This is a genomic window from Alcanivorax sp. NBRC 102024 (assembly GCF_001602235.1).
GTDB lineage: Bacteria > Pseudomonadota > Gammaproteobacteria > Pseudomonadales > Alcanivoracaceae > Alcanivorax.
In genome coordinates, this window is record NZ_BDAS01000006.1 from 147,209 (window position 1) to 166,334 (window position 19,126).

General features: G+C 59.1%; 22 protein-coding genes. 17 read left to right on the plus strand and 5 right to left on the minus strand.

Features of this window, described 5'->3' with window-relative positions:
- Positions 1-32 precede the first annotated feature (32 nt).
- The 3 genes from A0251_RS11350 (at position 33) to A0251_RS11360 (ending at position 1,958) form a co-directional block, all read left to right on the plus strand.
- Complete coding sequence (locus A0251_RS11350) at positions 33-698, plus strand: PaaI family thioesterase (protein ID WP_062816960.1); 666 nt, start codon at positions 33-35, stop codon at positions 696-698.
- Between the two features lie 2 nt (positions 699-700).
- Positions 701-1,399: a PaaI family thioesterase gene (locus tag A0251_RS11355; protein ID WP_062816961.1), complete on the plus strand. Its 699-nt coding sequence runs from the start codon at positions 701-703 to the stop codon at positions 1,397-1,399.
- 226 nt (positions 1,400-1,625) lie between these two features.
- The gene (locus tag A0251_RS11360; protein WP_062816962.1) at positions 1,626-1,958 is read left to right on the plus strand and encodes a hypothetical protein; all 333 of its coding nucleotides are present in this window, start codon (positions 1,626-1,628) and stop codon (positions 1,956-1,958) included.
- Positions 1,959-2,082: 124 nt separating this feature from the next.
- On the opposite strand, the gene A0251_RS11365 is transcribed toward A0251_RS11360, so the two are convergent.
- On the minus strand, positions 2,083-2,646 hold the full coding sequence (locus A0251_RS11365; protein ID WP_062816963.1) for an NUDIX hydrolase: 564 nt from the start codon (positions 2,644-2,646) through the stop codon (positions 2,083-2,085).
- A 171-nt stretch (positions 2,647-2,817) separates the two neighbouring features.
- Between A0251_RS11365 and A0251_RS11370 the strand changes: the two genes are divergently transcribed.
- Genes A0251_RS11370 through rssA form a run of 4 tightly spaced genes read left to right on the plus strand, consistent with a single transcriptional unit; the run spans position 2,818 to position 5,074 of the window.
- Complete coding sequence (locus tag A0251_RS11370; protein ID WP_062817030.1) at positions 2,818-3,393, plus strand: CoA pyrophosphatase; 576 nt, start codon at positions 2,818-2,820, stop codon at positions 3,391-3,393.
- 18 nt (positions 3,394-3,411) lie between these two features.
- On the plus strand, positions 3,412-3,948 hold the full coding sequence (locus tag A0251_RS11375) for a gamma carbonic anhydrase family protein (protein ID WP_062816964.1): 537 nt from the start codon (positions 3,412-3,414) through the stop codon (positions 3,946-3,948).
- Positions 3,945-4,151, plus strand: coding sequence for a DUF1289 domain-containing protein (locus A0251_RS11380; protein WP_062816965.1), 207 nt, complete (start codon positions 3,945-3,947; stop codon positions 4,149-4,151). Before A0251_RS11375 ends, A0251_RS11380 begins: the two co-directional genes overlap by 4 nt.
- Positions 4,148-5,074, plus strand: a complete 927-nt coding sequence (gene rssA / locus A0251_RS11385; RefSeq protein WP_156478280.1) for a patatin-like phospholipase RssA — start codon at positions 4,148-4,150, stop codon at positions 5,072-5,074. Before A0251_RS11380 ends, rssA begins: the two co-directional genes overlap by 4 nt.
- A 154-nt stretch (positions 5,075-5,228) precedes the next feature.
- Here the strand turns inward: rssA and A0251_RS11390 are convergent, their stop codons facing one another.
- Positions 5,229-6,491, minus strand: a complete 1,263-nt coding sequence (locus tag A0251_RS11390) for an HlyC/CorC family transporter (RefSeq protein WP_062816967.1) — start codon at positions 6,489-6,491, stop codon at positions 5,229-5,231.
- A 413-nt stretch (positions 6,492-6,904) separates the two neighbouring features.
- The gene (locus A0251_RS11395; protein ID WP_062816968.1) at positions 6,905-7,705 is read right to left on the minus strand and encodes an inner membrane protein YpjD; all 801 of its coding nucleotides are present in this window, start codon (positions 7,703-7,705) and stop codon (positions 6,905-6,907) included.
- A 206-nt stretch (positions 7,706-7,911) separates the two neighbouring features.
- On the opposite strand from A0251_RS11395, the gene ffh reads away from it, so the two are divergent.
- From ffh to rplS, 5 genes are all read left to right on the plus strand, one after another.
- On the plus strand, positions 7,912-9,327 hold the full coding sequence (gene ffh, locus A0251_RS11400) for a signal recognition particle protein (protein ID WP_062816969.1): 1,416 nt from the start codon (positions 7,912-7,914) through the stop codon (positions 9,325-9,327).
- Positions 9,328-9,758: 431 nt separating this feature from the next.
- Positions 9,759-10,007, plus strand: a complete 249-nt coding sequence (gene rpsP / locus A0251_RS11405; protein WP_062816970.1) for a 30S ribosomal protein S16 — start codon at positions 9,759-9,761, stop codon at positions 10,005-10,007.
- Positions 10,007-10,546, plus strand: coding sequence for a ribosome maturation factor RimM (gene rimM / locus A0251_RS11410; RefSeq protein ID WP_062816971.1), 540 nt, complete (start codon positions 10,007-10,009; stop codon positions 10,544-10,546). The genes rpsP and rimM overlap by 1 nt, the downstream gene beginning before the upstream one ends.
- A complete protein-coding gene (trmD, locus tag A0251_RS11415) occupies positions 10,547-11,329 on the plus strand; it encodes a tRNA (guanosine(37)-N1)-methyltransferase TrmD (protein WP_062816972.1) in 783 nt (260 codons plus the stop codon). It begins immediately after the preceding gene.
- A gap of 10 nt (positions 11,330-11,339) precedes the next feature.
- Positions 11,340-11,696 (plus strand): 50S ribosomal protein L19, encoded by a 357-nt coding sequence (gene rplS, locus A0251_RS11420; protein ID WP_062816973.1) that lies wholly within the window; start codon positions 11,340-11,342, stop codon positions 11,694-11,696.
- A gap of 169 nt (positions 11,697-11,865) precedes the next feature.
- On the opposite strand, the gene A0251_RS11425 is transcribed toward rplS, so the two are convergent.
- Together A0251_RS11425 and A0251_RS11430 are read right to left on the minus strand one after the other, a co-directional pair.
- Entirely contained in the window at positions 11,866-13,023 is a 1,158-nt protein-coding gene (locus A0251_RS11425) for a diguanylate cyclase (protein WP_062816974.1), read from the minus strand.
- A gap of 55 nt (positions 13,024-13,078) precedes the next feature.
- Positions 13,079-13,333, minus strand: coding sequence for a GlsB/YeaQ/YmgE family stress response membrane protein (locus A0251_RS11430; protein ID WP_062816975.1), 255 nt, complete (start codon positions 13,331-13,333; stop codon positions 13,079-13,081).
- Positions 13,334-13,517: 184 nt separating this feature from the next.
- On the opposite strand from A0251_RS11430, the gene xerD reads away from it, so the two are divergent.
- The 5 genes from xerD to thrC all read left to right on the plus strand — a co-directional run bounded on the left by xerD (position 13,518) and on the right by thrC (position 19,062).
- Positions 13,518-14,426, plus strand: coding sequence for a site-specific tyrosine recombinase XerD (gene xerD / locus A0251_RS11435; RefSeq protein WP_062816976.1), 909 nt, complete (start codon positions 13,518-13,520; stop codon positions 14,424-14,426).
- A gap of 46 nt (positions 14,427-14,472) precedes the next feature.
- Positions 14,473-15,219 (plus strand): DsbC family protein, encoded by a 747-nt coding sequence (locus A0251_RS11440; RefSeq protein WP_062816977.1) that lies wholly within the window; start codon positions 14,473-14,475, stop codon positions 15,217-15,219.
- A 121-nt stretch (positions 15,220-15,340) separates the two neighbouring features.
- Positions 15,341-16,531, plus strand: coding sequence for an alanine transaminase (alaC, locus tag A0251_RS11445; protein ID WP_062816978.1), 1,191 nt, complete (start codon positions 15,341-15,343; stop codon positions 16,529-16,531).
- Positions 16,532-16,619: 88 nt separating this feature from the next.
- Positions 16,620-17,921, plus strand: coding sequence for a homoserine dehydrogenase (locus A0251_RS11450; protein ID WP_062816979.1), 1,302 nt, complete (start codon positions 16,620-16,622; stop codon positions 17,919-17,921).
- Between the two features lie 58 nt (positions 17,922-17,979).
- A complete protein-coding gene (gene thrC, locus A0251_RS11455; RefSeq protein ID WP_062816980.1) occupies positions 17,980-19,062 on the plus strand; it encodes a threonine synthase in 1,083 nt (360 codons plus the stop codon).
- Positions 19,063-19,126 lie beyond the last annotated feature (64 nt).

Here is a 19,126-nt window from a genome sequence, read left to right on the forward strand (position 1 = left end):
ACTGTTAACTATTCACTACTCTCAGGTGTCCTGTGTCTGAAAAAACCTTCGGGCCTTTCGAATTGCAAAAGGCCTACAACAACGAGCCTGTGCCGGCGGATTTTATTGAGCGCCGGCGTATCAGTGCGGCCATGCAGACCCTGGCGGAGCGGCTGATCCGGGCGGAGGGGGATATCGACACGCTCAGTGGCTGGGCGGATCAGCTGGAAGCGCTGGTGGCAACAGTGGGGGAACCGGCGCGACGCGACACCCGGGCCGCCAACCGCAAGCTGTTCACCGGCTCGGCCACCACCGAGGATATCTTCCACATGATGGATTACGATCCGGTGGGTGGGCCTTCCAACCCCATTGCCCCCCAGGTGGAATGGTTGCAGGAAGACCAGAACGGTATCGAAGGCGCCCTGCGCCTGGGCCTGCAATACCAGGGCCCGCCGGGGCGGGTGCATGGTGGCGTGATCGCCTGGCTGCTGGACGCGGCCCTGTCCCGCGCCTTGCATGCGGCCTTCCGGTTGGGCGTCACCGGTACCCTGAATATTCGTTATCTGGCAGCCACACCCATCGAAGACAGCATCCATTGCCGGGCCCGGATCACTGGCCAGGAAGGGCGAAAGATCTTTGTGGAAGGGGGCATCTGGCACGGTGACACTCAGACGGTCAGCGCGGAAGGCATCTGGCTCACACCGAAGAGTCTGGGGTGACCATGAGCGAGCAACGCTATCACTTCCGCGACATTCTCGTGGCGGAAACCCCGGCGCCTTCGACTCGGGCTCTACTACACCGGGAGCTGGGCCAGGAGCTGGTCGGGCTGACCGAGCAGGTGCTGCGCCTGGATGCCCCGGACGACAAGCTGCACGAGTACATCGAACACATCCGTCAGCTGCGTACGGACCTGGCCCAGTATGGCCAACGGGACTATAACGGCATTCTCCAGCGGCTGTTGGCGGGAGAAGGCTCCGCGGATGATGTGACCGATCTGGTGGATTTCGAGATCCTCACCGGCAAGGCCTCCCCCATGTCACCACCGCTGGAGTTGTGGCTGGACGGGGACCGGGTCCGGGGCCGGGCCACGTTCGGGCTGGCTTTCCAGGGCCCACCGGGGCGGGTACACGGTGGTGTCCTGTCCCTGGCGCTGGATATGCTGATGGCGAAAAGCCAGGATTTCGTGAAACAGATCGGTATGACCGGTACGCTCAATATTCGTTATCTTGCCGGCACCCCCATCAATACGCCGGTGGACTTCGAGGCCAGGCTGGTCACCCTGGAACGGCGCAAGCTGCGCTGTGAAGGCAGTGTCTGGGTCAATGGCCAGCAGACCGTCGCCGCCGAAGGCATCTGGATTTCTGCCCACGGCGATTACGCTCTCAAGCCGGAGTTTGCCGAGTTACACGGTGAAAGTTAAAAGTTGAAAGTTACCAAGCGCGGGCGAGGCCGCTGGCAATAAGCACATCCCTTACCCGGGATTCTGGCTCAACCCGGGCAACGCGGAGAAAGTCGCTTTCCGTTTGGCTTCCCTCTGGTCGCGCGTTGCAACTTTTAACTTTCACCCTGCAACTGAACCCTGTGCCCTCTGTGGCAACAATCCGTTTTCCCGAGCTGCGAGCGACAATGACAAGGAGGCCAGCCCCATGGACGAGCTGTATTACAAACTGTGCTTTTACGTGCCCACCAGTCATGTGGAGCAGGTGAAGAACGCCATTTTCGAAGCCGGCGCCGGGCACATGGGCGATTATGATGCCTGCTGCTTCCAGACCCTGGGGCAGGGCCAGTTCCGCCCCCTGGAAGGCAGCAATCCCTATATCGGTGAGACCGGGGGCGACGTGGAAGTGGTGGAAGAGTACCGGGTGGAGACAATCTGCCCGGCGTCGCGGGTGCAAACCGTAATCAGCGCCCTGCGCCTGGCCCACCCCTACGAAGAGCCCGCCATTGACCTGTGGCGGCTGGAGCCGTTACCCGGTTGACTAACGCCTGGCGGCTGACATGCCCTCCCTGTAGGAGCCATGCTTGCATGGCGAACCTTGCGTGGCGAGCCTTCCTCCTCGCTGAGGCTCGGTTCGCCATGCGAGCATGGCTCCTACGGAAGCATTATGCATCTTTAGTCAGGTGTTTCTTGCCGATGGGCGGCACTTCCTGAATGCGTACCGGGTACTCGTCACGCTTGAGATCATCGATATAGAACTTGAGGGTGCGTCCCACCACCGGGAAGGCCAGCTCACCCCAGGGAATGTCATCCAGGGCGAACAGACCGGCATCGCTGCTTTCCTCGCCCACGTCGTACTTGCCGTCCTCCAGTTTGCCCAGGAAGAACACATAGACCTGGTTGATATGGGGCAGGTTGAAGACGGTATACAAATCGCCGATGGCCACCGTGGCGCAGGCTTCCTCCCAGGTTTCCCGGGCCGCGCCTTCCTGCAGGGTTTCCCCGTTTTCCATATAGCCGGCGGGCAGGGTCCAGTAGCCCTTGCGCGGTTCGATGGAGCGCTTGCAGAGCAGCACCTTGCCGTCCCAGATAGGCACTGCGCCGACCACGATCTTGGGGTTCTGGTAATGGATGGTCTGGCAATCGGGGCACCAGTAACGGGGCCGATTGTCCCCCTCCGGAATGCTGAAACCGATCTGGTCGCTACCGCAGTGACTGCAGAATTTCATGAAACCTCTCGCTCCGGACGCGGCAAAAACCTGATGATACAGGAGAATCTCCGGCGGCCCCATCGGCACGGTGACGATGTTACTGTGATCGCGGACTTGCCGCCGGCGGCCTGCCTGTTCAAACTACCGTTTGAATTGAATGCACCGTTGCATGCATTACAGGAGAAGGTTGTGCTCGATCAGCTCAGGCAGCGATTGCCGGACTACAAACGCACGGAGCTGCCGCTGGCACTGCCGGAGGCAGCGGTGCTGATGCCGCTGATTGATGACCCGGAACCGCGCCTGATCCTGACCGTGCGTTCCAGTACCATGCCAACCCATGCCGGCGAGGTGGCGTTTCCGGGGGGCAAGCGGGACCCGGGTGACAGGAGCCTGCTGATGACCGCCCTGCGGGAAAGTCAGGAAGAAGTGGGTCTGGACCCTGGCTATGTGGAGGTGCTGGCGCAGCTGTCACCGCTGGCGTCCCGCTATGGGATGAAGGTCACACCCTTTGTGGGTATCGTCCGGCCGGAGGCACCGCTGGTGGCGGAGCCCGGTGAAATCGAGACCATCTTCCAGGTGCCGCTGCGGTTCTTTCTGGATGAAGTGCCGGAGCTGTCCAGCCCCATCGATTTTTTTGGCCGTCGTTTCCGCATTCCCAGTTATTACTACGAAGACAAGCGCATCTGGGGGCTCACCGCCTTCATGATTCTGGACCTGATCAACCACGTTTATGATGCGAACATTGCGTTTGAAGTGACGGACTGACAACGAAGGAAAGCACTGATGATTTATAAAATTGGCAGCCGGCAACTGGAACAACGGGGCGCCGGCCACTGGATCGCGGACAACGCTACCGTGATCGGTTCGGTAATCATGGAAGCCAACACCAGCATCTGGTTCAACGCGGTATTACGCGCCGACAATGATGTGATCGAGATTGGCGAAAACACCAATATCCAGGACGGTGCGGTACTGCATGTGGACCCCGGCGTGCCCATGAAAATCGGCCGTGATGTGACTGTTGGGCATAAGGTGATGCTGCACGGCTGCACCATTGGCGACAACAGCCTGATTGGTATCAATGCGGTGGTTCTGAACAAGGCGGTGGTGGGCAAGAATTGCATCATTGGTGCCAACTCCCTGGTGCCGGAAGGGATGAAGATTCCCGACAATTCCCTGGTGATGGGGTCCCCGGCCAAGGTGGTCAAGGAAATCACCGACGGCCACAAGGCCATGCTGACCATGAGCAGCATGCATTATGTGGCCCATGCCAAGGAATTCAGCGAGCACCTGGAAGTGGACGAACGGTTTCCGTCATGAGCCAGTTGATATCCCCCTGCGTTTCTATCTGCGCGCTGGATGAAAATGATATCTGCGTGGGCTGTTTCCGCAGTGGTGGAGAGATTTCCATCTGGGGGCTGCTTTCCGATGAAGAAAAGCGGGAAGTTTTTCGTCGTATCGAGCAACGCATGAACGGCGAGCCGGCGCCCTGTGTGGTTCGCAAGGAGAAGAGTTCATCATGACGAATATTGATGATCAGGCGCCTCACAAGCCGGTGGTCGGTCTGGCGCTGGGCAGTGGTTCTGCCCGGGGCTGGGCCCACATCGGTGTGATCCAGGGATTGGAGGAAATCGGCGTACAGCCCCAGGTGGTGGCAGGGACCTCCATTGGTGCGCTGGTGGGGGGTGCCTACGTTACCAACACGCTGAATGAATTCGCTGACTGGGTTCAGTCGCTCACCGTCAAGGATGTGTTCGGGCTGCTGGATATCAGTCTGTCTGGGGGCATGGTGAAGGGGGAGAAATTGTTTAATTTCTTTCGTGAGCATCATGACAACCCGGATATTGAAACCCTGGAGAAAAAGCTGGTGACTGTGGCCACGGACATGAAGAGTGGCCGGGAAATCTGGATCACCAAAGGCACCATGCTGGATGCCGCCCGGGCATCCTGTGCACTGCCGGGGTTGTTCTCTCCGGTAAAAATGCAGGGTCGCTGGATGCTGGATGGGGGCCTGGTCAACCCGGTACCGGTGTCTGCCGCCCGTGCCATGGGAGCGGATGTGGTCATCGCCGTGAACCTCAATGCCCAGCTGGTTGGCGCCCACCTGTCCCGGGATACCCGCACCCAGGCCGAAGGGGAAGACGGCAGTGACGAAGAGCGCAGCATCTGGCACAAGATGATGGGTTACTTCATCTCCGAAGACGATGAAGACCCGGGTTTCTTTGATGTGGTGGCGTCCAGCATCAACATCATGCAGGACCGCATCACCCGTTCTCGAATGGCTGGCGATCCGCCGGAAGTCACCTTGGTGCCTTTGCTGGAGGATTTTGCGCTGATGGATTTTCATCGCGCCAAGGAAGCCATTGAAGAGGGGCGTTCGCTGGTTAAACGCTATGAAGCCGACATCCTCGCCTGGGTGGGCTCACCGGTAGCGGATAGGGTTTGAAGAGGCAATTAATAGTTAATAATGAATAATTAATAACGTCGCGAGAGGCGGCTTCAGTTATTGAAAGCATAGAGGCCGCGCCCAAAACTTGGGCGCGGCCTCTTACGTTTAATTCAGCAGGAAGTATGTTCGCGCAACTATTAATTATTCACTATTAACTATTAATTGCTTTCCTGGCCTTCACCGCCTTCACCATATTGTCCTTCACCTGCAGGATCTCGATCTGGTATTGATCGATCTTTATCGAGATGTTGGCATCGGGGATGTCCTGCAGGTATTCCAGAATCAGGCCATTGAGGGTCTTGGGTCCATCGGTGGGCAGTTCCCAGTCCAGGCTGCGGTTGATTTCGCGCAGGGTGGCGGAGCCATCGATGACATAGCTGTCGTCGTCCTGGGGGTGGATGTCCGGACTGCTGGCGGCCAGGTCGGTGGTGAATTCGCCGACGATCTCTTCGAGAATGTCTTCCAGGGTCACCAGGCCGAGCACATCGCCGTATTCATCCACCACGATGCCGATACGGCGTTTGGCATTCTGGAAGTTGATCAGCTGCTGGTGCAGGGAGGTACCCTCGGGGACAAAGTAGGGCTCCACTGTGTGCTGCATCAGCTCTGCCTTGTTGATGTCATCCTTGAGCAACAAGCGGCTGAGCTTGCGCAGGTGGAGCAGGCCAATCATGTTGTTCGGGTCACCGTTGAAAACCGGCAGGCGGGTGTGCTGGCTGGCGCGCAGGGTGGTGAGGATCTCGTGCATGTCATCCTCGAGATCAATACCCACCATCTCGTTGCGGGGCACCATGATGTCTTCCACGGTCACCGTTTCCAGGTCGAGGATATTGAGCAGCATCTTCTGGTGATTTTCCGGGATCAGGCCGCCTGCCTCATTGACCACGGTACGCAGCTCCTCCGGACTCAGGTGATCGTCGTCCTGGTCATGGGGACGGATGCCGCCCAGCCGCAGCAGCATCATGCTGACGCCGTTGACCATCCACACCAGGGGGGCAAGCAGCACCTGCAAGGGTTTCAGCAGCACACTGGCGGGGAAGGCCACGCGTTCGGGCTTCATGGCTGCATAGGTCTTCGGGGTAATTTCGGCAAACACCAGCATGATGATCGTGATCACCACCGGCGCCACCGCAGCCCCGCTGTCGCCCAGCCAGCGGATCGCCAGAATGGCGGCCACAGTAGCAGCGAAATTATTGACGAAATTGTTACCGATCAGGATTACGGACAAGAGCCGGTCGGTACGCTTGAGCAGCCCCTCCACCCGGGAAGCGGCCTTGTTACCCTGGCGGGCCAGATGACGCAGTCGGTAGCGGTTGATCGCCACCATGCCGGTTTCACTGCTGGAGAAGAAGGCAGAGCCAAGAATCAGGGCAATCAGGGCGCCTATCAGCCACCCGTCAGAGTAGGTATCCAAAGGAAATATCGTTTATCCGCCAATCGGCCCGCTATTGTTCGGGCTGGGGGCTGGAGGTGTCAAGCAGCACGCTGCGTTCCTACGAAGCCGCTGCAGGAACGCAGCGCAGCGGAGTAACGCACGTAGTGCAGTGCGGTCCGAAGGGTGGGCAAAGCGAATAACCCATGCTTGTCCCCCATGGGGGATCTGCGACATGCGAACCGCGCTTGCGCGGAAATCGCCCGCAGGGCGATCTGGAATCGCAGCGCTCAAGAGGTTTTACTGATCAGACGATGCGCAGCCACAATGAACGCCGAATCGCGCCGCGAGCGACGCTCCTACGGACGGCTTCTACAAAAACCCGGGCGAGATACTATCCGATCAGCACGGCTCAGCCCCGGTTGCTGCTTGTGGCTTGAAGCTTGTCGCTGCGATCACCGCTTGAGAATAAATTCCAGCACCAGCTGGCTGCCGAAGAAGGCTACCAGCAGCACCGCGAAACCACCCAGCGTAAAGCGAATAGCAGTGCGCCCCCGCCAGCCGCGCAAATAGCGGCCGGTGAGCAGGATCGCGAATACCACCCAGGACACCAGCGTCAGGATGCTCTTGTGTGCCAGGTTCTGCGCGAACAGGTTGTCCACGTAAAGGAAGCCACTGAAGATCGCCACGGTAAGCAGGATCTGCCCCAGCCAGATGGCTTCGAACAGCATGGATTCCATCACCTGGATGGGCGGAAAAACCCGCATCACGCCGCGGATATGGCCGCTCTTTAGCTGTCGATCCTGCACCCACAGCAGCACCGCCTGACAGGCGGCGATGGCCAGCACCGCATAGGCAAGAATGGAAAACAGCACATGCACCCCCAGGCCGTGGGCCAGGGGGTGGGCGATATAACCTGTGTTGACCCAGAGCATGGCGGGGATAGTCAGTGCCGCAAAGGGATAGACCAGCGCAGAAATCCACTCGAAGGGTCGATAGAGGCTGGAAAGCAGCACCACGATAGCGCCGGTGAAAGCCACCGTGGACGCCACCGGAAACACGCCCAGTTGCAGCCCCTGGGGAGTCAGGATGATTTGCCACAGGCAGAGTCCATGGGCCAGCACGGCCAGACTCCCGGGGAGCAGCACGGAGACCCGGGAAGGGCGCTGTTGCCCGCGGTACTGCCGGTAAAGGATCAGGCAAGCAACCAGATACAGGGCAAAGGCGGCAAAACCACTGATCACGGAAAGGTTCATAGGTCGTTGTTATCCGTCGTCATTACCCGAATAAAGTGGCGGGCCGCTGAAGTCTGGCATAGGCATAACTTGACTATCAACAATCATTCTCATTTTCTGCCGGTGTCTGCCCCATGACGTTGGCGGTCAAGGAAGGCTATAATCGCGCCCCTGTCCCTGCGGTGGCGAAGGCCAGCCGCAGACACGGTGTATTTGGAGGTAACCCCATGTTCGAGAATCTCACCGACCGGTTGGGATCGTCGCTTAAAAACCTGGCAGGTCAGGGCTCACTGACCGAAGACAATATCCGCGACACCCTGCGCGAAGTGCGCAAGGCACTGCTGGAGGCCGATGTGGCTTTGCCAGTAGTGAAAGAGTTTGTCGAACAGGTGAAAGAAAAGGCCCTGGGCCAGGAAGTCCTGAAGAGCCTGAATCCCGGCCAGGCGTTTGTGAAGATCGTCAATGACGAGCTGGTCCACACCATGGGCGACGCCAATGACGCCCTTAACCTGGCCACCAAGCCGCCGGCCATTATCCTGATGGCCGGCCTGCAGGGTGCCGGTAAGACCACTTCCGTGGCCAAACTCGCCCGCTTCCTGCAGGAACGGGAGAAGAAGAAGGTCATGGTGGTGTCCGCCGACGTGTATCGCCCGGCGGCGATCGAGCAGTTGAAAACCCTGGCGGGGGAGGTGGAGACCAACTTCTTCCCCTCCACCGGCGATCAGGACCCGGTGGATATCGCCAACGGCGCCCTGGAAGAAGCCCGTCGTCGCTACATGGATGTGTTGATCGTCGATACCGCCGGTCGACTCCATGTCGATGAAGACATGATGAGTGAGATCAAGCGCCTGCACGGGGCCATCAGCCCGGTGGAAACCCTGTTCGTGGTCGATGCCATGACCGGTCAGGACGCTGCCAATACGGCTCAGGCCTTCAATGAAGCCCTGCCGCTCACCGGTGTGATTCTGACCAAGGCGGATGGTGATTCCCGCGGTGGTGCCGCTCTCTCGGTTCGCCACCTTACCGGCAAGCCGATCAAGTTTATCGGTATGGGCGAGAAGACCGATGCCCTGGAGCCGTTCCACCCGGACCGTATCGCCAGCCGGATTCTCGGCATGGGCGACGTGCTGTCCCTGGTGGAAGAAGCCGAGCGCAAGCTGGACAAGTCCAAGGCCGAGAAAATTGCCAAGAAGTTCAAGAAAGGCAAGGCCATGGACTTCGAGGACCTCAAGGACCAGTTTCAGCAGATGCGTAACATGGGTGGCATGGCGGGCCTGCTCGACAAGCTGCCCGGTATGGGCGGCATGATGCAGGCGGCCCAGGACCCGGCGGCCATGAAGCAGATGAAACACATGGAAGCGCTGATCGACTCCATGACGCCGAAAGAACGCCGTAACCCGGATCTGATCAAGGGGTCGCGCAAGAAGCGCATTGCCGCCGGCGCCGGCCTGGATATCCCGGCCCTCAATCGTCTGATGAAGCAGCAGAAGATGATGGCCAAGATGATGAAGAAGATGCGCACCAAGGGTGGCATGAAGAACATGATGCGGGGCATGGAAGGCATGATGGGGGGCAACGGCGGCCCCGGTGGCCCTGGCGGAATGGGGGGCATGGGCGGCCCGGGCGGTATGCCGCCTATGTAAAAAGCTTCAAGCTTCAAGCTTCAAGCTTCAAGCTGCAAGCTGCAACGCGGGCAGAGTGGGTGGTTAAGCCGCCTCTCTGCCCGCGTTGCGTTTTTTTGGGGGGGTAGGCTCCCGATATTATTGTAGGAGCACCTCTCGAGGTGCGAACTGTCCTTGAGGGTGTGTATCCCAGGGGAGAAACCTGTCGAGTTCGGCAAGCCCTGATTGCCCTGCGGGCAATGTCCTCGCTGCGCGAGGTTCGCACCTCAAGAGGTACTCCTACAGGGGCGCTGTAGAAAGCGTGTTGCGTGGTGCTTGTTGCCAGCCTCGTCCCTCTGTATAATTCGCGCCCTTCGCGGCCTTCCCTGTGTGTCAGGGCTGGCTTTCAAGCGGATACGATGGCTTATCACGAGATAGGCCGGGAAACCGGATTGATAAAAGGTAAATGAACCATGGTAATTATTCGTCTTGCCCGTGGCGGTTCCAAGAAGCGCCCGTTCTACAGCATTGTTGTTGCCGATAGCCGTAACGCCCGTGACGGCCGTTTCATCGAGCAGCTGGGTTTCTACAACCCCATCGCCCGCGGCGGTGAAATCCCTCTCAAGCTGAACCTGGAAAGCCTGGACGCCTGGGTTGCCAAAGGCGCGCAGCTGTCTGACCGTGTCAAATCCCTGGCTAAGCAGGCCCGTAAGGAAGCCTGATGGCAGGGGGAGGGCAAGTGTCCTCTAAGCTGGAGGTGGTCGGTCGCATCCTCGGGGTGCACGGCATCCAGGGCTGGGTAAAGGTGTATTCCTATACCGATCCCATGGACAACCTCCAGCAGTATCAACCCTGGCACCTGAAACAGGGTGGCCACTGGAAGCCGGTGAAACTGACCGGCTTTCGCCCCCAGGGCAAGGGGCTTATCGCGCAGATCGAGGGAATCACCGATCGTGAAGCGGCGGCAAGCCTGGTGGGGCAAGACATCGGGGTCCCCGGTGATCTGCTTCCCACCTCCGGGGAGGGGGAGTACTACTGGCGCGACCTGATCGGCCTGCGTGTTCATCACGTGGACGGCATGGACCTGGGCAAGGTGGTACGCATGCTGGAAACCGGTGCCAACGATGTGCTGGCGGTACGCGGCGACAGCAACAGCCTGGATCGGCGCGAGCGCCTGATTCCCTGGCTGCCGGACGATGTGATCACCGAAGTGAATCTGGCCGAAGGCCGGATGACGGTGGACTGGGATCCGGAGTTTTAAATGCCTTTTTCGGTGACGCTGGTAACCCTGTTCCCGGAAATGGCAAAAGCGATTACTGACTTCGGTGTGACCCGGCGCGCGGTGGAAAACGGCCAATTGCAGCTGGACACCGTGAACCCTCGGGATTTCACCGAAGATCGTCACCGTACCGTGGACGATCGCCCCTTTGGCGGCGGCCCTGGCATGGTGATGAAGGTGGAGCCGCTGGCGAAAGCCCTGCAGGCGGCCCGTGCAGCCAATCCGGCGGCCACCGTGATCTATCTGTCCCCCCAGGGGCAGCCGCTGACCCAGGCGAAAGCTGCGGAGTTGGCGGAAAAGCCCGGTCTGGTATTACTGGCGGGGCGTTATGAGGGCGTAGACGAGCGTTTGCTCGAGGCCGAAGTGGATGAACAGATCTCCATCGGCGACTACGTGCTCAGCGGCGGCGAATTGCCGGCGCTGGTGTTGACCGATGCGGTCAGCCGACTGTTACCCGGAGTGCTGGGACACCAGGATTCCGCCGAGCAGGATTCGTTTTCCGGTGAATTCGAACACCTGCTCGATTGCCCCCACTACACCCGCCCGGAGGTGTACAACGGGCAGGCAGTACCCCCGGTACTGCTGAGCGGCAATCACGAGCTGATTCGCCGCTGGCGTCTGAAACAGGCGCTGGGACGGACCTGGCAACAGCGTCCCGACCTGCTGGAAGCCCGCCGGGCGCGGGGTTTGAGCGTTGAAGAGCAGCAGCTGCTGGACGAATACATCGCCGAGCAGTCGCCGCATACAGCAAAAACGACAGACTAGGAGCACTGCCATGAGTGGCAAGAACCTGATTATCCAGGGCATCGAAGAAGCCCAGCTGAAATCCGATCTGCCGGAATTCGGCGCCGGTGACACCGTCACCGTGCAAGTGAAAGTAAAGGAAGGTAGCCGTGAGCGTCTTCAGGCGTTCCAGGGCGTTGTGATTGCACGTCGCAATCGTGGCCTGAACTCTGCCTTCACCGTTCGCAAAATCTCCCACGGTGTGGGCGTTGAGCGTGTATTCCAGCTGCACAGCCCGCTGATCGATTCCATCGAAGTGAATCGTCGTGGTGATGTAAGCCGCGCCAAGCTGTACTACCTGCGCGACCGCTCTGGCAAGTCTGCCCGGATCAAGGAAAAAATCCGCTAAGATCCTGCGCGTATCTTCTGTCGCGAGCGAATGTCGGTTTAGCCTTTGCTGTAGGGCATGCGAAATCGACCTCTGGCCAGACAGAATGCTCCACACAAAAAAGCCGCTCCCGAAAGGGCGCGGCTTTTTTGTGTCTGTCACAGAGGGCAGAGGGTGCGTACGCTTCGGGTCACTGCGGCCGTGAATAGGTCACCACGCGGTCTCGCCCTTGGTGTTTTGCCGTGTACATGGCCCGGTCTGCTTCCTCAATCAGCGTATGGGCATCTATCGCAGATGCCTCCCCGGTACTGCTGACACCAAAACTGGCGGTGAGCTTGATGGCTGGAGAACCGGCAATCGGCATTGTGTTGCGACGTAGCGCCTCGGCACACCGCTCGGCAACATTTTGCGCCTGGGACAGGGTGGCCCCGGGCAGCAGCATCAGAAACTCCTCGCCCCCGTAACGCCCCAGCAGGTCATTGTCGCGAAGATTGTCCTGCAGCGTCTCGGCAACATGAATCAGAGCCTGGTCACCAATGGCATGGCCGTAACGGTCATTGATCTGTTTGAAATGGTCCACATCCATGAGCACCACAGCCAAGCTTTTGCGATTGCGCACTGGCAGGGAAAGTTGCTGGTTGAGGGTCTGTAACAAGTGCCCGCGATTGACCACACCGGTGAGAGGGTCGCGTATGGAGCGGTCAAAGGTGGAGGCTTCCCGATGGCGCCAGGTAGACGTGAGTGCGGCAACCGTAAAGGAATCTTTAATGATGATCAGGCCAGCCGCCATGATTGTCATCATGTCATACCAGACCTGTGCCGGGCGGTAGTCCACGGGGGAAAGCAAGGGCCGATACAGCGTGCTATCCAGGCTGACGGCAATGGCGTAGGCGAGTATGGCGGCCATGGAGCAGGCGAACACCAGGGTGATCTGGGGCGCGGGAAACAGCAGCAGGCCGATAAGGACGCAGCCGGTGAGGACAATGCCGGTAACCAGATTGAATGGGCCTACCAGTAACAACGAGACGATGCCGCTGAGCCCGAAAAGCAGGATGGTGAAATTGGCAAACCGGGTTTCCCCGCTCTCGGACATGGGCGTGCGGCTGCCGAACAGGGCGATGGCCAGCCACATCAGACTGGCAATAAGACCCCACGCCAAGCCAGCCCAAAGCAGGGGGTTGTAGACGCCCTCAATAAAGACGGAAAGGGTCAGTCCTGCGGCACATCCCAGGAAGATGACCCAGTAGATGGGCTGCCCGATCCAGCAGATGAAAATGCCTTTTTCCCGGGGGCTGCCATTAATTTGCTGACCGATGAGCCGATAGAGTTCTTCTAATGGTTTTATCATGGCTGTCGCGGTTGGGTTGCGGTTTCGCGGGGAGCGAAACCGCAAGGGGGGAGATTTACGCTTTTCTGAGCATCCGGTAGAGCGCCAGTAACACCAATGCACCGACGATGGCGGTCACAAAACTGCCCAGGCTGAAATCGCCCATGGAGCCGCCGATACCGGTGATGGAGCCAAGCCAGCCGCCCACGAAGGCTCCGGCCACACCAATCAGAATAGTGACGATAAAGCCACCCGGGTCCTTGCCCGGCATGATCCACTTGGCAATGATCCCGGCGATCAGACCAAACACAATCCACGATAGAATGCCCATATTTCCTCTCCTTGGTAGCTGATTGTCAGTTGTAAGGACAGACCCATTGTTGCCGCAAAAGGCGGCCGCTGTCGTTAATGTGGCGCGCTCCGGGCGTAATTTTTGGTAAAAGACAGTTTGAAGCGGCCATGCAGAATGTCGTTAACCCATTGTTTTTTCTTGCTGTTTAGGGCTTTATTCAGGAATGAATCAGTTAACCGATGACCATGGGCGCCTGATCGACAGCTGGCTGGATCAGCAGTGGCTGGAAAAAGGGCTCAGTGAGCATAGCCTGGAGAGCTATCGGCGGGATATCCGCCAGTTGGCCATCTGGCTGCAGGGCCAGCATGCCAATTTGCTGCAATGCCAGCGTTACCAGTTGTTGGAATTTCTCGCGGACCGCCATCAGCAGGGAGTGGGAGCCCGTTCGGTGGCCCGGCAATTGTCAGCGGTGAAGAGTTTTTACCGATGGTTGAAGCGGGAAGGGCGCATCGAAGAGGACCCGGCGCTGTTGATTGAGCGCCCCAAAACCGGCCGGCCGCTGCCCAAAACCCTTACCGAAGCCGATGTGGAGGCGCTTCTGGCGGCCCCGGATGTGTCCACGCCACTGGGGTTGCGGGATCGGGCCATGCTTGAGCTTATCTACGCGACCGGGTTGCGGGTCACCGAGCTGGTTACCCTGACCCAGAGCCAGATCAATCCCCGCCAGGGACTGGTTCGTGTGATCGGCAAGGGAGACAAGGAGCGTCTGGTTCCCCTTGGGGAAGAGGCGCTTCACTGGCTGGCCCGGTACCTGCGTGAGGCGCGACCTTTGCTGTTGGGGGACAATCAGGAACTACTGTTCCCCAGCAGACGAGGCACCTGTATGACCCGCCAGACGTTCTGGCATCGTATCAAGCAAATGGCTATGGTCGCCGGGGTGGAAAAAAAACTCTCACCCCATACACTGCGTCATGCGTTTGCCACCCATCTGCTGAATCACGGGGCAGACTTGCGAGTGGTGCAGTTGTTGCTTGGCCACAGTGACTTGTCCACCACCCAGATTTATACCCATGTGGCGCAGCAGCGCTTACAGGATCTGTACCAGAAACATCACCCCCGTTCGGGAACCTGACCCGCTCGCCGGGCTCCAAGACATCAGCTGAAGGAGTAACGACAAAATGAACAAGTGGTTTTTAGTGGTACTGACGGGGCTGATGACGGCTTGCGGTGCGGATACGGGTTCCGCAGAGGCTGGCAAAAATGCCGTGAATGGCGACCAGGCCAAGGCGGCTTTCGAGGAAGCCTTTGAGGGCATGACAGTGACCGAAGTCCGTGCTGCGCCGATGGCGGGCATGGTGGAACTGGATGTGAACGGCCGTGAGAGTGTTTACATGACCGAAGATGGTCGTCACATCCTGATTGGCAAGCTGCTGGAGATCAAGGACGGCGAGGTGGTCAACCCGGCAGAAGAGCGCTTCGAGAAGGTGCGCAAAGCGGGCATCAAGGAGCTGGACCCGGCAGACATGATTACCTACGCGGCGGATGACGAGACGGCCGAGGTGTATGTGTTTACCGATATCAGCTGTGGGTTCTGCCGCAAACTCCACCGCCATATTGACGAGTACAACGCCGCGGGCGTGACCGTTCACTACCTGGCCTTCCCCCGTGGTGGTGCGACCACCGAAGCCGCAGCGGCCATGCGCCATATCTGGTGCGCGGAGGATCGGGCCCAGGCACTCACCGATGCCAAGCTGAACAACGAAGTGATCCAGGCTGAGCTGAGCGACTGCGCCAAACCGGTGGATGAGCAGTATCAGCTGGGTAATACCTTCGGCGTCCGTGGCACCCCGGCCATCTATTCCACCGAAGGCGAGCAACTGGGGGGCTATGTGACCCCGGAACAGCTTCTCCAGCGACTCAACTAACGGGCTGGACCCCGCGTAATCCGGCGCTTTCGGCCCGGGAATACAGCGTGAATACATTGACGGCGCAGAGATGCGCCGTTAATGTGTCCGCCTTCATTTTTCCCTCACCCAAGGTGCTGTCGTGGAAACAGATTTCCAGCGCATTCGTCGTCTGCCGCCCTATGTCTTCAATATCGTTGGTGATTTGAAGAAAGCAGCGCGAGCGCGGGGTGAGGATATTATTGATTTCGGCATGGGCAATCCGGACCAGCCCACCCCGAAGCACATCATCGACAAGCTCACCGAAACGGTGCAACGCGGGGATACTCACCGCTATTCCCAGTCCCGCGGCATTCCGCGCCTGCGCAAGGCCATTGCCGACTGGTATCAGCGCCGCTATGCGGTGGACCTGGATCCGGAATCTGAAGCCATCGTTACCATCGGCTCCAAGGAAGGGCTGGCGCATCTGGCGCTGGCTACCATGGGGCCGGGGGATACGGTACTGGTGCCCAACCCCAGTTATCCGATCCATCCCTACGGTTTCGTGATCTCCAACGCGGATATCCGCCACGTGCCCATGGTGAAAGGGGTGGATTTCTTTGTGGAGCTGGAGCGGGCGATCAAGGAATCCTGGCCCAAGCCGAAGATGCTGGTGCTCAATTTCCCCGGCAACCCCACCGGCCAGTGTGTGGATCTGGCGTTTTTCGAGAAGGTGGTGGCCATCGCTCGTGAGCACCAGATCTGGGTGGTTCATGATCTGGCCTATGCGGATATCGTCTTTGATGGCTATAAGGCCCCGTCCATTCTGGAAGTGGAAGGGGCGAAAGAGGTGGCCGTGGAGTTCTTCTCCCTGTCCAAGAGCTATAACATGCCCGGCTGGCGAGTGGGGTTCTGTTGCGGCAACAAGGAACTGATCCACGCCCTGGCACGGATCAAGTCCTATCTGGACTACGGCACTTTCACGCCGATTCAGGTGGCCGCCATCGCCGCCCTGGAAGGGGACCAGAGCTGTGTGGCCGACATCTGCGAGATGTACCGCAAGCGCCGGGACGTGCTGGTGGATGGGCTGGCGGAGATCGGCTGGCAGGTAGAAAGGCCCCGTGCCACCATGTTCGTCTGGGCAGAAATCCCCGAGGCGTATCGTGACATGGGGTCGCTGGAATTCTCCAAAAAACTGCTTGTCGATGCTGGCGTTGCTGTCTCTCCGGGCATTGGCTTCGGCGACTATGGCGACGATCATGTCCGTTTCGGGCTGATCGAGAACGAACAACGTACCCGGCAGGCCATCCGCGGCATCAAGAAGATGTTTCGCCAGGACGGTTTGCTGGGTTGAGAAATGCTCTTGCGGCACTTGGCCGCGGGCGTCGGGAAAAGCCGTTGCTGGGCTTTTGTCACCCTGATAAATGAAACGAGGATAGGCTGTGGATTCGGTGAAGGTGGGTATTGCTGGTCTGGGCACTGTGGGCTCAGGCACCGTCAACGTTCTCAAACGCAATGCGGGGGATATTGCCCGCCGTGTGGGACGTCCGATCGAAATTACCCACATCGGTGCGCGCCGGGACAACCCCGCCTGCGACACCCAGGGTATTCGCCTGTCCCGGGATATCTTCGCCGTGGCCACCGATCCGGATATCGATATCCTGGTGGAGCTGATCGGCGGTATCGATACCGCCCGTGAGCTGGTGCTCACCGCCATCAAGAACGGCAAGCATATTGTGACCGCCAACAAGGCACTGATCGCCGAACATGGCAATGAAATTTTCCAGGCGGCCCAGGATAACGGCGTGGATGTGGCCTTCGAGGCTTCCGTCGCCGGGGGGATTCCCATCCTCAAGTCCCTGGGCGAAGGGCTGGCCGCCAACCATATCAACTGGCTGGCGGGTATCATCAACGGCACCGGCAACTTCATTCTCACCGAGATGGAAGAGGGCGGTCGTGACTTCAATGATGTGCTGGCCGAAGCCCAGCAGCTGGGTTATGCGGAAGCGGACCCGACCTTCGATGTGGAAGGCATTGATGCGGCCCACAAGCTGACCATCCTGGCATCCATTGCGTTCGGGATTCCGCTGCAGTTCTCCCAGGTCTACACCGAAGGGATCAGCCGCATTACCACCGAGGACGTGGCCAGCGCGGCGCACTTCGGTTATCGCATCAAGCATCTCGGTATCGCCAAGGACACCGGCAAGGGGATTGAACTGCGTGTGCACCCGACCCTGGTGCCCAAGGAAACCATGCTGTCCGCGGTCAATGGCGTCATGAATGCGGTGATGATCCACGGCGATGCCGTGGGTCCGACCATGTTCTACGGCGCCGGTGCCGGCGCTGAGCCCACCGCGTCTGCGGTGGTGGCGGACATCATCGAACTGGGCCGCGCCCTGACCGTGGATCATGACGAACGAGTACCGTATCTGGGCTTCCATACGGACCACATGTCCGATGAGCCGATCCTCACCATTGATGATGTGACCTGCTGTTTCTACCTGCGCCTGCACGTGCAGGACAAGAAAGGGGTACTGGCCGATGTGACTCGTATCCTCAGTGACAACAATGTCAGCATTGATGCCATGGTGCAGCGGGAAGTGGATCAGGGGCTGGTACCCATCGTGATGATGACCCACGAAGTGCGCGAGGGAGACATGAATCTGGCGTTGGCCAAGATCGGTGCCCTGGACACCGTGGATAGCGATATAATGCGCATCAGAGTGGAAACTCTGGACGCCTGAAATACCGGGTCCGACGTTTGACGTCAGACTTCAGACGCTTTTTAAGAGAGATTTGAACATGCCTTTTCGTGACCGTTACACCGGCCTGATCAACCGCTACCGTGACCACCTGCCGGTGAATGATGACACGCCCATTATCAGCCTGGGGGAGGGCAATACGCCCCTGATCCGTCTGAAGAATATTCCCCGAATGCTGGGCAAGGACGTGGATATCTACGTCAAGTATGAGGGCCTCAACCCCACCGGTTCTTTCAAGGATCGGGGCATGACCATGGCGGTGACCAAGGCCGTGGAAGAGGGCAGCACAGCCATTATCTGTGCGTCCACCGGCAATACGTCTGCAGCAGCGGCGGCCTACGCGGCCCGTGCCGGCATTACCGCTTTCGTGTTGATCCCGGAAGGCAAGATTGCCATGGGCAAGCTGGCCCAGGCGATGATGTATGGCGCGGTGATCATGCAGATTCGCGGTAATTTCGACCAGGGCATGGAACTGGTCAAACAGGTTGCCGAGAAGGCGCCGGTGACCATCGTGAATTCCGTTAATCCCTATCGTCTTCAGGGCCAGAAGTCCGCGGCTTTCGAGATTGTCGAAGAGCTGGGTCGCGCTCCTGATTTCCACTGCCTGCCGGTGGGCAATGCGGGCAACATTTCCGCCCACTGGATGGGTTACAGCGAATACAAGAAAGCCGGCGTGGTGAACAGCGCCCCGAAGATGGTCGGCTACCAGGCTGAAGGGGCAGCCCCGTTCATGCGCGGCGGACCGGTGAAAGAACCGGAAACCGTTGCCACGGCGATTCGTATCGGTAACCCGCAGTCCTGGGACAAGGCCTGGGCCCTGCAGGAAGAATCCGGCGGCTGGTTCGACGAGCTGAGCGACCAGGAAATTCTGGCGGCGCAGAAGCTGCTGGCCGAAAAGGAAGGCATTTTCTGTGAGCCGGCGTCTGCGGCATCTCTGGGTGGCGCCATGCGCGATATCAAGGCCGGAAAAATTCCCGAAGGCTCCACCATTGTCTGCACCCTGACAGGCAATGGTCTCAAAGATCCTGATACGGCCATCGCCCAGTGCCAGGACAGCCGCATGGTCACCATCGATGCGGATCTGGACGCAGTGAAAGGTGCCATCCTCTCCAATATGTCCTGATCTGCAACAACGCTCGACCCAAAAACGGAGCGCATGGCGCTCCGTTTTTTTTAATTTTTGCTGT

What these genes read in the sequence shown, in the direction of transcription:
- A0251_RS11425 (WP_062816974.1), bottom strand. Translation starts at nt 13,023, where the DNA reads ATGATAAAACCATTAGAAGAACTCTATCGGCTCATCGGTCAGCAAATT.
- A0251_RS11360 (WP_062816962.1), top strand. Translation starts at nt 1,626, where the DNA reads ATGGACGAGCTGTATTACAAACTGTGCTTTTACGTGCCCACCAGTCAT.
- xerD (WP_062816976.1), top strand. Translation starts at nt 13,518, where the DNA reads ATGAATCAGTTAACCGATGACCATGGGCGCCTGATCGACAGCTGGCTG.
- rplS (WP_062816973.1), top strand. Translation starts at nt 11,340, where the DNA reads ATGAGTGGCAAGAACCTGATTATCCAGGGCATCGAAGAAGCCCAGCTG.
- A0251_RS11430 (WP_062816975.1), bottom strand. Translation starts at nt 13,333, where the DNA reads ATGGGCATTCTATCGTGGATTGTGTTTGGTCTGATCGCCGGGATCATT.
- ffh (WP_062816969.1), top strand. Translation starts at nt 7,912, where the DNA reads ATGTTCGAGAATCTCACCGACCGGTTGGGATCGTCGCTTAAAAACCTG.
- A0251_RS11355 (WP_062816961.1), top strand. Translation starts at nt 701, where the DNA reads ATGAGCGAGCAACGCTATCACTTCCGCGACATTCTCGTGGCGGAAACC.
- trmD (WP_062816972.1), top strand. Translation starts at nt 10,547, where the DNA reads ATGCCTTTTTCGGTGACGCTGGTAACCCTGTTCCCGGAAATGGCAAAA.
- A0251_RS11380 (WP_062816965.1), top strand. Translation starts at nt 3,945, where the DNA reads ATGAGCCAGTTGATATCCCCCTGCGTTTCTATCTGCGCGCTGGATGAA.
- rssA (WP_156478280.1), top strand. Translation starts at nt 4,148, where the DNA reads ATGACGAATATTGATGATCAGGCGCCTCACAAGCCGGTGGTCGGTCTG.
- A0251_RS11375 (WP_062816964.1), top strand. Translation starts at nt 3,412, where the DNA reads ATGATTTATAAAATTGGCAGCCGGCAACTGGAACAACGGGGCGCCGGC.
- A0251_RS11365 (WP_062816963.1), bottom strand. Translation starts at nt 2,646, where the DNA reads ATGAAATTCTGCAGTCACTGCGGTAGCGACCAGATCGGTTTCAGCATT.
- rimM (WP_062816971.1), top strand. Translation starts at nt 10,007, where the DNA reads ATGGCAGGGGGAGGGCAAGTGTCCTCTAAGCTGGAGGTGGTCGGTCGC.
- thrC (WP_062816980.1), top strand. Translation starts at nt 17,980, where the DNA reads ATGCCTTTTCGTGACCGTTACACCGGCCTGATCAACCGCTACCGTGAC.
- A0251_RS11395 (WP_062816968.1), bottom strand. Translation starts at nt 7,705, where the DNA reads ATGAACCTTTCCGTGATCAGTGGTTTTGCCGCCTTTGCCCTGTATCTG.
- rpsP (WP_062816970.1), top strand. Translation starts at nt 9,759, where the DNA reads ATGGTAATTATTCGTCTTGCCCGTGGCGGTTCCAAGAAGCGCCCGTTC.
- A0251_RS11440 (WP_062816977.1), top strand. Translation starts at nt 14,473, where the DNA reads ATGAACAAGTGGTTTTTAGTGGTACTGACGGGGCTGATGACGGCTTGC.